Origin of the sequence: Micromonospora globbae, assembly GCF_003610785.1 — a bacterium.
Classification (GTDB): Bacteria; Actinomycetota; Actinomycetes; order Mycobacteriales; family Micromonosporaceae; genus Micromonospora; species Micromonospora globbae.
In genome coordinates this window covers 1-11,640 of sequence record NZ_RAQQ01000053.1, presented here as the reverse complement: position 1 = coordinate 11,640, position 11,640 = coordinate 1, and the positions used below count along the sequence as shown (strand labels likewise).

Sequence of the window (11,640 nt, the reverse complement as noted above, 5' to 3'; positions counted from 1 at the left end):
CCCGACTCATCCCCGTCCAGCCCGACCAACACGACACCGACCAGACCAACGCGGCACCGATCGCCGCCTAACATCAGACCGGATCCCGCGATGGCCGTCTCTTACACCACCAGCGCGGACGCGACCGTAACGGGTCCGGGTTCGAGTCCCCGGGGTGGCGGTTGCTGCGTTCGGCGACCACGGAGCTGGACATCGCGTTCAGCCGGCTGCTGTCCGCGCTGCGCGTCACGGCGGTCGACGTGTATCGGGGTCAGCCGTCGGATCCGCTGTACCGGCTCGCCGAGGCCCTCGTCGGGTTCGACGAGCGGATCGCGCTGTGGCGTGCCGAGCACTACAGCGTCGCCACCCGCGTCATCGGCCACGGTGTGCTCGGCACCCGCCGCATGCCGGTCGACAGCCTTGCCTCGCTCATCAGCCACCGGCGATTCCCGACGCTGTGGGAAGCGCGGACCACACTGACGCAGGCGTCCTCGCACGGTGTCTGCCCCCAGCGGGGGCAGGCATGAGCGTGGCAACCCTGAACTCTCCCGCGTTGTTGCGGCAGCGGCTGGCCACACCCTCGGTGGGCGCGCACCTGGCGGCGTGCAGCATCGCCCCGCGCACCCTCGACGGGGACCAGGCTCTCTCCCGGATGCTCGAAGACCTGTCCCGGCCCGGCTTCTGGCAGGCGTGCGAGGAGCAGGTCGTCGAGGCTCGCCGGTTGTTCGCGCGGCTCATCGGCGCCGACGTCGACCAGGTCGCGGTCCTGCCCAACGCCAGCGTCGCCGCTCACCAGGCGGCCTCGGGCCGCCGGTGGCGGCGACGCCGCGACATCCTGACCACGGCCGCCGAGTTCCCGGGGATCGCGCACACCTGGTTGAACCAGCCGGGAGCGCGGGTGCGCTGGGTCGGCTCGCCCGGCGGTGCGGTGCGTACCGGCGACTACCTGTCGCAGATCACCCGCCGCACTGGGCTGGTGTCGGTGCCCGCCGTCACCTACCGCGACGCCATCCGCCTCGACGTGGCGCGGATCGCCGACGCCGCGCACGACGCGGGCGCGGCGGTGTTCGTCGACGCCTACCAGGCCGCCGGCGTGATGCCCCTCAATGTTGAGTCGCTGCGCTGTGACTACCTGGTGACCGGCGCCGGCAAATACCTGCTCGGGCTACCGGGCCTGGCCTTCCTCTACGTCCGCCACCCCGACGGACCGGCGCCGACGCTCACCGGTTGGCTCGGCCGCACCGACCCCCACGCGATGCGCGCCACCGTCCTGGACTCTCCGCCGCACGCCCGCCGGTACGAGACGGGCACCCCGGCCGCCGCGGCGGTGTACGCCGCCGTCGCCGGCCTGTCCGTGATTGGCGGCCTGGACCTGGGGCAGGTCCGCCACCACACCCAGCGGCTGATCGCCGCGACCGCGCAGCGCCTGGCCGCTCAGGGCGAGGTCGTGCGCCTGGCGGGCCACGTCGGTGCTCAGGGCGCGCACTTGGCGCTCGTCGAGCCCCACGCGGACGTGATGGCGGCCTGGCTCGGGCACCGCGGCGTCATCGCCGCGCCCCGCAGCGGGGTGCTGCGCCTGGCCATGCACGCCTACACCACCGACGCCGACATCGACGCCGCGTGCGAGGCGGTCGCCGCCTACCGGTGCCGCGCCCGCACTCGACGGGAGGGGCTGCGATGAACCCTGAGCCGCTGCACCGGTGGCTGGCCCAGCGCAAGCCCACCACACACCGCTTCCCCTACGACCGGGTGGTCGACGCCTACCAGCACCACGGCAAGCAGTTCGTACCCGAGGCGTGGACGGCCCTGCTCGATGCTGCCCGCGAGCGGCTGCCCGAGGTGTCCGGGCCGCGGGGACAGTTGGCCGCCTTCCTGGACACCGCGCTGGACAAGGCCGACGGCCGGTTCGACTACCGTTCCTACCTCGCCCTGCCCCTGCTGCCCATCCCCGACCCGGACAGCGACACCGGCCCGGCAGACCGGCTGCTGGCCCGCCGGGACCGCCTGCACGTCCTGCTCTTGGCCGACCTCATCGCCTTCGAGCTCCGCGCCCTGGAGGGCACCGGCACGCCGACGTGTCAGCTACCCCCCGCCCCGCTGGTCGTCCGCAAACGCCTGCGCCACGCGGTGCGGGCCGCCGGCCCCGCCCTGCGCCGGCTCAGCTTCGACGTCCGCGCCGTCGACGACCCGGTGGCGCTGGCCCGCCGGATTGTCACCATGACCTGCATCGACCGCACCTCAGCTGACCGGCTGGCGCTGCGGACCACCATGCTGCCGGTGTCGAACGTTCACGACGAATGGCTGTTCATCCGCACCCTGCAAACGTTCGAGTTGACCTTCGGGCTCCTCGCTGTCGACCTCACCGCCGTCGTCACCGCCGCGGGCGAGAACCGCCTGCCCGCCGCCGGCATCCGCCTGTCACTGGCCGCCACGCTCCTGCGGGAGACCGCACCGCTGTGGTCGCTGCTGGCCACCATGCAACCGCACGCCTTCCACCGGTTCCGGGTGCACACCGACGGAGCCAGCGCCATCCAGTCCCGCGCCTACAAACTGGTCGAGTCGCTGTGCCGCACACCCGACCCGCAGCGCCTGCACTCGCCGGCATACCGGTCCGTGCCCGACGTGCGGGCCCGCATCCGCAGCGGACAGATCAGCCTCGACGACGCCCTGACCGCGATCCGCGCCGACCACCGCACCCTCGCCGAGGTTCCGGCCCTCGCCGACGGCATGCACCGGTTCACCGCCGCCGTGCACCAGTGGCGGCGCACCCACTACCGCCTCGCCGTGCGGATGCTCGGCACCGACCAGCCCGGCACCGGCGCCACACCCGGCACCCCCTACCTCCTGCACGGCCGCGACACCGCCGTCTTCGGCAGCCGTGACCCCATCACACCCGGGAACGGGCAGCCATGACCGCCGCGACGGTCCCACCGCACCCGGTCGACACCCACGACGATCTGCTCGTGCACGCGCACGGCTTTCTGCGCCAATGGCACGACGAGACCGGCGCGCCTGGGCTCGCCCAGCGGTGGCGCACCGTGCGCGCCGACATCCACGCGACCGGCACGTGGCGGCCGACCTCCGACGAGCTGGCCTACGGGGCGCGGGTGGCCTGGCGCAACGCCGGCCGCTGCATCGGCCGGGCCCGCTGGTCCAGCCTCGTCGTCCGCGACCGCCGCCACGCCACCACGCCGGAGAAGGTCGGGCGGGAGCTGGCCGGGCATCTCGACGAGGCCACCAACGGCGGACGCGTCCGCTCCGTGCTCACCGTCCTCGCCCCCGCCACCGGATCCACCCCGCCGCCGGTGCGCGTCGTCAACCCCCAGCTGGCCCGCTACGCGGCCTGGCCCACCGACGGGGGCGTCATCGGCGACCCCGCCAACCAGGCCCTGACCGCGCTCGCCGTCGACCTCGGCTGGCCCGGCCCCGCCTACCGCAGCGCCTTCGACCTCCTACCCTGGATCGCCGCCACCGCCGACGGACGGCTGCACCTGCTCCCGACAGACCAGGCGCACATCCGCGAGGTGCCGATCCACCACCCCGACCACCCGTGGATCGCCGACCTCGGCCTGCGCTGGCCCGCCGTGCCCGTCATCAGCAACATGTCACTCGACTTCGGTGGCCTGCGGTTCCCGGCGCCGTTCAGCGGCACCTTCATGGCCAGCGAGATCGCCACCCGCAACCTCGCCGACCACCACCGCTACCACCAACTCCCGGCCATCGTCGCCGGCCTCGGCCTGCCCGAGCGCGACCGGCTGCGCGCCGACAAAGCCCTCCTCACCCTCCACGAGGCGGTCCTGCACAGCTTCGAGACCGCGGGCGTGTCCATCACCGACCACCACCGGGAAAGCCGGGCGTTCACCCGCTTCGTGCAGCACGAGGAGACAGCCGGACGGGTCGTCGTGGGCGACTGGAGCTGGCTCAACTCGTATCCGATGACACCCCAGGACCCCTCCTGGAGCCGCTACCACGACACCAGCCAGCCCACCCCGGCGCTCCGACCGGACCCGTGCAGCCTCGCCCTCACCGCCGGCCCCCCGAGGCACGGCCATGGACCCTCGCCGCGTCAGCACGCCGACGTCCCCCCGGCCGCTGCCGCCACACCCAACCGAACCAGGGAGGACACATGTCCGCACGCAACACCGCACGGTCGCACCGGCTGAGGACCCGCCTGGCCGCGGCGGCCGTCACCCTCACGACCGTCACCGCCGGCCTCGTCGCCGTCGCCGCACCCGCTCAGGCCGCCGGCTGCCGCTCCGCGCCGTACAGCGCCAAGCTCGCCGCCGCCGACGCATTCATGCAGTACGACGGCCCCGAGGTCATCAGCTACCCCAAGTACCCCAGCTACTACCGCACCACCAGCCAGTGCCGCGACATCCAGATCCGCAACACCGGCAACGGCACCGACTGGGGCCCCTTCGACGCCTGCATCAACTTCTACGGACGCGCCACCTGCAACTACTGGACCCACGTTCCCGTCGGCCAGTGGCGCAACCTCGCCACCAACGTCAAGGACGGCACCAAGTTCTACGTCTGGGTCCGCATCGATATGGGCCGCTACTACGGGTTCACCGCCGTGGGCGACTGGTGAGCGGTGGCTGGGGCCGCTACAGCGGCCCCAGCCACCTACGCCGCTGCGACTCGCGAGGCGCGGGCAAGACCCCGACGAGTCTGCGCACCGTGAGCCGCGTTTCGTGGACGCTATTTGCCGCAGGTCGGACACCGGGCGTGCGAGGGTGCTGCCGCAGGAGTGGCCGTCGCGCTGGCGCGTGCTCGGATCGCGATCGCCGCAGCCAGCGGGATTGCGCCCAGCATGAATACGGCGGCGGCTGTCGCGGTGATGACGCGGAAGTCGGCATAGCTGGCGCCGACCACGGGCGCGATGTTCTCGGTCAGGGGATACAGACCGAGCAGTCCGACCGGGGTGAGTAGGACAAGGAGAGCCCATATGCCTCGGGCGTCGCCGCGCAGGGACAGCACGGCCGCCGCGAGCATGGCGGTCACCAGCAGGACCGCGCCGGTCTCCGGGAGGAAGGCACCGCCATAACTGAACCGGTAGAACCACGTGCTTTCCCCGGACAGGACGCCGACTGCGACGAGGGATGTCGCTGGCGTTGCCGCCAGGGGGATGAAGCGGTGGCGTTGCGGCGTGTGGGACGGAACCGCCAGCGCCAGCAAGCCCAGCGTCGCTTGGGGAAGCAGAACGAACAGGAACGGGCGAGGTAGGTCGAGCACGGCGGCGACGGGCACCACGGTGGCGGTGAGCACCAGTGCCAGTCCGATGGCGATGCGTCTGCACCGGGCCGGGGCGAGGACGTGGACGACTGCGGCCAGCAGCCAACCGGCCCACACGACGATCCCGGTGGTAGCGAAAGGCCCGAAGGCCGGCGCGCCCCACCCACGTGAAGTGGTGACCACCTCGGCGGTGGCCCAGAAGCCAGCGAGAGCGGTCGCGGTGGTGTAGCTCAGGACAGCGGCGAGGCGCACGCCGGGGATGAGGTCGGCGGCGCCGGCAGCGCGCAGGCGCTCCCGGACACCCCCGGCCAGCACGTCGGCCACGTCAAGGATTGACGGCCAACGGCGCTCGGGTGCTGCCAGGTCGAGATAGGTTCCGACGATCTCCGCGCCCCGCGCCTGGCGGTAGCCGGCGGGATAGGCCCGTAGCAGGTGCCGGTAGCGGCGCTCCAAGTCCCTCATGCCAATCCTCCCACGGCACGCGGGGTGATGGGCCGGGTGGCGGGCGTCAGGGTGCCCAGACGAGTGGTCGCTACCTCCACGTTGTGCCGCAGGCGCTCGGTTTCGGCGGCGAGGGTCGCGCTGCCGCTGCGCGAGAGGCGGTAATAGCGACGCAGGCGACCGTCGACGACCTCTTCCCCGTCGACCTCGATGAAACCGGCGTCCATCAACCGGTCGAGCGCGCCGTACAAGGTGCCGGGCCTCATCGATAACCGGCCCTCGGACAGCGAAGCCACCTCGCTGATGATTCCGTAGCCGTGCAGTGGCCGACCGGCGAGAGCGGTGAGGATCCAAAAGGTCGGCTCGCGCAGCGGTGTATCCACCCCCGCAATATATCGACCACGAAGGCATGACAGGGACAAATCGCCAACAGTGGCTTGGCCCGGCCGGTCTAGGCCGCCTTGCCATCGACGCGGAGGGCGTGTGCCGTCGGCCAGGCCGCGGCGGCGCCGACCGCCGGGAGGGCGGCGACGGCCGCGAGGGACACGGTCGGCCCCCACGCCTGCCACAGGGAAGCGCACAGCGCGGCGCCGCATCCGCCGCCGAGGAAGGTTGCGAGGGTGAGCAGGCCGATCGCGCCGCCGCGATCGTGGACCTTGGCGTTGTCGGTGATGTGCGCGGTGAGCAGTATCTGCGCGACGGCCGAGGCGGTGAACGCCGCCGTGCAGGCTGCCGCGACCGGCCAGGTTCGCGGGTCGACCGCCGTGTAGCACAGCGCGGCGGCCACCAGCAGGTTCACTCCGGCCAGCACGCGCCCGGCGGCCGGGCGGCGGGCTGCCCGTGCGGCGAGCCGGGCCAGCACCACACCGACCACCGCGCCGGGAAGGAGAAGCGCACCGATGCTCATGGTGTTGTGGCCCTGCCGGCTCAGCAGGTGGGGAGCGGCGAAGATGACGGCGAACAGGCCCGCGTACACGCCAGCGCCAGTGATCGCCGCGCGCCGGAACCAGGCAGCGGACAGGATCCCCTGGGGCGGGATCTCGGCGGGGTGGCCGCGGTGGCGTAGGGCCAGAATCGCGGCGGCGGCTGCCGTGGCGACGGCGGCGATCACCGTGCCCAGGCGGCTTGTTGGGCGGCGGTCTGCACGGTCAGGAGCAGTCCCGCGGCGACGGCCGCGAGAAGACCGGCGCCGAGCCAGTCCACCGGATCGCGGCGCCGCGAGCGGGCGGTGAGGGACCAGCACAGCGGAACAGCGGCGAGGGACAGCACCGGCAGCACCATCGCCGCCCGCCACGACCCGTGCGCCGCGACCGCTCCGGCCAGCGGGGCGGTCGCGGAGAATCCGGCGAGGCAGGCGCCGAAGGCGGCAAGGGCTTTCTGGCGCCGGCCGGCCAGCTGGGCCACGCCGGCGAGCGCGGTGGCCATGAGTGCTCCTGAGCCGACCGCGAGCAGGACGCGGCCGATGACCACGGCGGGCAGGGTGGGAGCGACGGCGCAGACCAGCGCGCCGACGGTGAGCGATGCCGCGGCGGTCAGCAGGACCGGTCGGCTGCCTCGCAGGTCGACGAGGCGCCCGGCGGTGACCGCGCCGACACCGACGCTGGCGGCGTAGGCGGTCAGGAGCCAGGCCACACCGGGTCCACGGGTGTGGAGGTGCCAGGCGGCGTCGGGAAGGGCGGCGGCGGCGGCGCTGACCCCGTAGACGGCCGGCCCGTACAGGACGCCCCATCGCCACCCCGCCGCAGACACCGTGGGGTTGAGATCGCCGGCCGAGGCAGGCGCGGCCGGCGGCGTGTGGGTGGTCATCGGAGCCTGGCCAGCATCGCCGTGGGATACGGGAGCAGTTTGCTGACCCCGTCCTGCCCCGCCGCGTCCGCTGCCGGCGGTCGCACCGCAGGCGGTGTGGAGGTTCGGCGTCGCCGCATCAGGATGGCGGCGGCCACCGCGGCGGGGGCGAGCAGGAACGGTCCGCTGAGCGCGGCGACGGCGGCGACGGCGAGCGCGGCTACCGCGGCGCTGGCACGTTGGCGGGGCTCGGGCAGCAGGCGAACCGCCGCCGCGAGGCCGATCAGCGTGACGCAGACCAGCAGCGCGGCGAACAGCCGCATGAGTGTCTCCACGGTGATGAGGCGTGGTGCTGCTGCGGCGGCCACGGCGACGATCGTGGCGGCGCCGGCCTGCACGGCGACGCTGCGCCGGGGCTGCCCGCCGGAGGTCGCCGCGAGCCCAGCGGGCAGCACGCGGTGTCGGGCCAGGGCTACCCCGGTGCGGGCGCCGGCGGCGACGAAGGTGACGCTGGCCGCCACGGTGAGCAGCATCGCCGCCACCGCGACGGCGCCGGCTGCCCACGGCTGGTCGGCGGGGGCGAGAAGGCGCATCAGCGGCACCGGGGTGTCGCCGGCCTGGTCGCCGAGAACCCCGACGGTGCAGACGGCCAGGCCGGTGTAGAGCACGACGATGACGGCGAGGCTCGCGCCGGCCACCCGTCGCACCAGCCGGGGGTGGGTGAACTCGGCGGACAGGTTGGCGGTGGCCTCCCACCCGCAGATGGAGGTGAACAACACCGCGGCCGCGCTGCCGATCCCCGCCATTCCGTGGGGCGCGAATGGGGTGATCCGGTCGGGGTCGACACGCGGTCCGGCCACGGCGACGACCGCGATCAGCAACGCCACCACGGCGCCGGTGAGGACCAGCTGCACCCGCGCGGACAGGTGCAGCCCTACCAGGTTGGCCGCATACACCACCGTCAGCAGCGCCACCACGGTCCCCGCCACCGCTGCCGGCGGGGCCTGCAGCGCCGTGGTGATGTAGCGGGCGCCGACGACGGCCCCGGCGACCACGCCCGCCGGCACCGCCGCGAACAGCCAGCAGCCCACGACGGCCGCGGCGCCGTCGCCGAACGCCCGCCTGGTGAAAGCGGACACCCCGCCGACGTTGGGATAGCGGGCGCCGAGCGCCGCGAACGACGTCGCGACCAGCGTCGACACGCCCAGCAGCGCCGCCCAGGCCAGCAGGGAGGCCGGGCCGGCGGCGCGCACCGCCACAGCCGGCAGGACCAAGACTCCGGGTCCGAGGACGGCACCGACGCACAGCGCCGTGCCTCGCGCGGCGCCGATGCCGCCGCTCACTGGAACCGTTCCTCGGTCACGGCGCCGGCGCTCTGGTGGAAACGGTTCGCGAGGACCGTGAGCGCCTGGGCGACGTCTGCCTCGCTCGGCATGCCAGGGGCAGCGAACAGGTCGGCCTGTCGCGCGTCGGCCCGCTGGCGCAGCAGCTCCGCCAGCGCCATACCCGCGTGCGTAGGCCGCACGACCGTCCGCCGCAGGTCATGCTCATGCAGCTCGCGGCGCACGAGAGCGCGGTCGCTCAACAGACCCAACGCGTTGGTGAGGGTGGCCCTGCTGATCCCGGCCTCCGCAGCGATGGCCGGCGGTTCCACGACCTGGCGGGTGCAGACGAGCATCAGCACGTCGTAGGTGGTCCAGGTCAGTCCCGCCTCCCGCAGCACCGTGCGTTCAACGTCCGCGCGCAGGGCGTTGGCGGTGCGGCACAACTGCGCCACCGGGTCAGGCTCAGGCCGACGTGCGGGGGGACTGTTGACCGGGGGCCGGTAGATTCCTGCCGCTCGGCGGCGGGTATCGGCGCTCACCGCGACCACCGGTGCCACGGATGCCGGCGCACGGTATTGCGGTCCCGACCCCGGCGTCGATCGCCGCCGCGACCGGTTGGCGACGGCGGCTGCGGCATCGACCTGCGCTGGGAACGTTCGCTAGACATGGTGAAACCCCGTTCGTCGGTGCGATAGGTCTCCGGTGTGGCCCGTGACATCACCGGATAGATCAGGTCATTCGTCGGTCTGAGCGGCCATTGAGGCCTGGACCGAGAACCGGCGCAGCGGTGGCACGCCCGCGCGGTGTGCGCTGTCGTACGGCGCGACGACGCGGATCAGAAGAAGCCCGCTCGGACTGCTTGGCCTCAAGCACGGCAGGTACCCGGGGCGGCGACGCGTCCGGAACGCGGACGGGCTTGCCCGCCGCCGCGACCCGGCGTCAGGGCTGCTGCTGTGGATCCTTCGTCGCGGACGGCTGCGGGCCGAGCGCGGCGTTGACACGCTGGCCGAGCAGGCGCAGTTGGTGGTGCACGTCTACCAGGGACGTTCGGCGCAGCTCGGCGGGCTTGTCGGCTTCCCGATCGACGAGACCATCGATCTCGGCACGCAGCCGGCGGAGGCTGCTGCTGACCCTGTCAAGCGGCGCTGTAGACGCGGTGTTCGATGTGCTGCGACGTCGTCTGACGACGCGACGCCCGCGTCGGCCTACCCGAGATGAACTCTCAACCGGATCCGCCTGCCGTCGTCTGATCATGAGCCTTCCTCGTCCTCACACGCCAAAGGGGCAGCGCCGAGCTACTACTCGGCGGCCCTCTACAGGCGTCCTGGGCGCAAGCGCCAACTGTTCGGGACCGGGGGGACCGGCGGGCGGGGCCCTCTCCCCACCCGCCGGGACCCCCGCCCACCACCTCACCCCCACGGGGGTGGAAGGGCGAGGTGGCGGGCTGGGCACCATGCTCATCCAGTTCCCGCACGTCCGCCTCGATCCGAGGCGCTCGGCGCGGCACTGATCGGCGTACAACGACGGCCAGGTTCGCTGCCGCAACCTCCCGTGCGGGCCGGATGACACATGCCCCGTGGCGACGACACGTCCCCCTCTGACGCCGTCGCCCGCGCACCGGAACGCCATGTCGCGCACGGCGACCCGATCCGCTACGCTCCAACCAACTTCAGTTCGATACATCCGAACCGCAGTTGCCGAAGCGATACCGAGAGCTAAACACGGATCACCAGCGTCGTCAACCGCAGTTGGCTCATTTTCAAACGCAGTTGGGAGGATTCCGTGAGCGACACCCCTGACGACCAGGTCGAAGACGTCACCTCCCGGCTGATCCAGACCAGACTCCGCGAGCTGTTCCAAGCCACCAGCGAAGACCGCCCCCCCTACACCGAGGCCGAAGTCGCCCGGGAACTCACCAAGCGCGGACACCGCATCACCGCAGAAGGCATCCGCAACCTCCTACGGTCCCCCCGCATCAACCCCAAAGCCACCACACTGCGCGCACTCGCCGAGTTCTTCGGCGTCCCCGCCGGCTACCTCCTCGGCGACGACGAACCCGAAGCGACAAGCCGAGAAGCGCGCGTCATGGCCCGGTCGTTCGACAAACTCAACCCAAGATCCAGACGCAGCCTCGCCCGGATCATCGACGAGTTCCTCCACCTCGAGGAAGCCGTGCGCGACAGCGGCTCCAACGCTGCGGGCTCCGGCAAGTAACTCCGACTTGCCGCCCCGCAACCGCTGCGGAGACAGACGCGCCACCACCGCCCCGACCCACCCGACTCGACGCCGCGAACAGCAGGAAGCGCGCCCGCCGCCCACCGCCCACACCGCGTCGTCACCCACGAGGTATCGGCGCAGTGCGCGCAGCCGGTGAGGTGCGCACGGTGCGGCAGGCCCGCACGGCGGACCTCCGTCACCGAGTGACGGCCGGTTGACCGCCGCACCTGAGGTGCGCGACAGGACGGACAACCTACAGCTGCTACTTGCGTCGCCTTTCATCCCGATAGCTCGCTGCTCAGAACAGCGCGGCGTGAGGTGGAGCGTCCACCGCCGAGGTGGTTGGCATCGCGACCCCGGCTACCGCGAGCAGCTCGGCGATGCTGGGCGCTGCGTCCCAGCGACGTCGGACCAGGGCCGGTAGGAGCATGACGGTTGCCGCGGCATCCCACAGCGCCCGGTGCGGCCGTCCCGCAGGGTCGGCAGCGTGCACCGCAGCGGTGAGGCCGAGCGCGTCAACCAACGCGGTGAGGTCGCGTCCGCGCTGGTGGTGTAAGAGACGGCCATCGCGGGATCCGGTCTGATGTTAGGCGGCGATCGGTGCCGCGTTGGTCTGGTCGGTGTCGTGTTGGTCGGGCTGGACGGGGATGAGTCGGGC

General features: G+C 72.6%; 13 protein-coding genes. 6 read left to right on the top strand and 7 right to left on the bottom strand.

The annotated features are described in order from the left end of the window. The first annotated feature begins 161 nt into the window (after nt 1–161). The 5 genes from D7I43_RS31560 (at nt 162) to D7I43_RS31540 (ending at nt 4,570) form a co-directional block, all read left to right on the top strand. On the top strand, nt 162–506 hold the full coding sequence (locus D7I43_RS31560) for a tryptophan 2,3-dioxygenase (RefSeq protein ID WP_240033311.1): 345 nt from the start codon (nt 162–164) through the stop codon (nt 504–506). Nucleotides 507–631: 125 nt separating this feature from the next. Next, complete coding sequence (locus tag D7I43_RS31555; RefSeq protein ID WP_120332215.1) at nt 632–1,660, top strand: aminotransferase class V-fold PLP-dependent enzyme; 1,029 nt, start codon at nt 632–634, stop codon at nt 1,658–1,660. Then, nucleotides 1,657–2,892, top strand: a complete 1,236-nt coding sequence (locus tag D7I43_RS31550; protein ID WP_120332214.1) for a tryptophan 2,3-dioxygenase family protein — start codon at nt 1,657–1,659, stop codon at nt 2,890–2,892. Before D7I43_RS31555 ends, D7I43_RS31550 begins: the two co-directional genes overlap by 4 nt. Further along, the gene (locus D7I43_RS31545; protein WP_120332213.1) at nt 2,889–4,142 is read left to right on the top strand and encodes a nitric oxide synthase oxygenase; all 1,254 of its coding nucleotides are present in this window, start codon (nt 2,889–2,891) and stop codon (nt 4,140–4,142) included. The genes D7I43_RS31550 and D7I43_RS31545 overlap by 4 nt, the downstream gene beginning before the upstream one ends. After that, nucleotides 4,106–4,570, top strand: a complete 465-nt coding sequence (locus D7I43_RS31540) for a hypothetical protein (protein ID WP_120332212.1) — start codon at nt 4,106–4,108, stop codon at nt 4,568–4,570. Before D7I43_RS31545 ends, D7I43_RS31540 begins: the two co-directional genes overlap by 37 nt. Nucleotides 4,571–4,680: 110 nt before the next feature. Here the strand turns inward: D7I43_RS31540 and D7I43_RS31535 are convergent, their stop codons facing one another. From D7I43_RS31535 to D7I43_RS31510, 7 genes are all read right to left on the bottom strand, one after another. Beyond that, entirely contained in the window at nt 4,681–5,676 is a 996-nt protein-coding gene (locus D7I43_RS31535) for a serine/threonine-protein kinase (protein WP_120332211.1), read from the bottom strand. Continuing rightward, a complete protein-coding gene (locus tag D7I43_RS31530; RefSeq protein WP_120332210.1) occupies nt 5,673–6,038 on the bottom strand; it encodes a PadR family transcriptional regulator in 366 nt (121 codons plus the stop codon). Before D7I43_RS31530 ends, D7I43_RS31535 begins: the two co-directional genes overlap by 4 nt. 68 nt (nt 6,039–6,106) lie before the next feature. Then, nucleotides 6,107–6,766, bottom strand: a complete 660-nt coding sequence (locus D7I43_RS33965) for an MFS transporter (RefSeq protein ID WP_240033310.1) — start codon at nt 6,764–6,766, stop codon at nt 6,107–6,109. After that, nucleotides 6,763–7,404, bottom strand: a complete 642-nt coding sequence (locus D7I43_RS33960; RefSeq protein ID WP_240033309.1) for an MFS transporter — start codon at nt 7,402–7,404, stop codon at nt 6,763–6,765. Before D7I43_RS33960 ends, D7I43_RS33965 begins: the two co-directional genes overlap by 4 nt. Before the next feature lie 53 nt (nt 7,405–7,457). Beyond that, the gene (locus D7I43_RS31520; RefSeq protein WP_120332209.1) at nt 7,458–8,783 is read right to left on the bottom strand and encodes an APC family permease; all 1,326 of its coding nucleotides are present in this window, start codon (nt 8,781–8,783) and stop codon (nt 7,458–7,460) included. Then, complete coding sequence (locus D7I43_RS31515; RefSeq protein WP_240033307.1) at nt 8,780–9,217, bottom strand: MarR family winged helix-turn-helix transcriptional regulator; 438 nt, start codon at nt 9,215–9,217, stop codon at nt 8,780–8,782. Before D7I43_RS31515 ends, D7I43_RS31520 begins: the two co-directional genes overlap by 4 nt. Nucleotides 9,218–9,704: 487 nt before the next feature. Further along, a complete protein-coding gene (locus D7I43_RS31510; protein WP_120332207.1) occupies nt 9,705–10,019 on the bottom strand; it encodes a hypothetical protein in 315 nt (104 codons plus the stop codon). Nucleotides 10,020–10,547: 528 nt separating this feature from the next. On the opposite strand from D7I43_RS31510, the gene D7I43_RS31505 reads away from it, so the two are divergent. After that, nucleotides 10,548–10,979, top strand: a complete 432-nt coding sequence (locus tag D7I43_RS31505; RefSeq protein ID WP_120332206.1) for a hypothetical protein — start codon at nt 10,548–10,550, stop codon at nt 10,977–10,979. Nucleotides 10,980–11,640: the final 661 nt, after the last annotated feature.

Coding starts and splice junctions, on each gene's coding strand:
- D7I43_RS31555 (WP_120332215.1), top strand. CDS start 632: ATGCTCGAAGACCTGTCCCGGCCCGGCTTCTGGCAGGCGTGCGAGGAG.
- D7I43_RS31550 (WP_120332214.1), top strand. CDS start 1,657: ATGAACCCTGAGCCGCTGCACCGGTGGCTGGCCCAGCGCAAGCCCACC.
- D7I43_RS31545 (WP_120332213.1), top strand. CDS start 2,889: ATGACCGCCGCGACGGTCCCACCGCACCCGGTCGACACCCACGACGAT.
- D7I43_RS31540 (WP_120332212.1), top strand. CDS start 4,106: ATGTCCGCACGCAACACCGCACGGTCGCACCGGCTGAGGACCCGCCTG.
- D7I43_RS31535 (WP_120332211.1), bottom strand. CDS start 5,676: ATGAGGGACTTGGAGCGCCGCTACCGGCACCTGCTACGGGCCTATCCC.
- D7I43_RS31510 (WP_120332207.1), bottom strand. CDS start 10,019: ATGATCAGACGACGGCAGGCGGATCCGGTTGAGAGTTCATCTCGGGTA.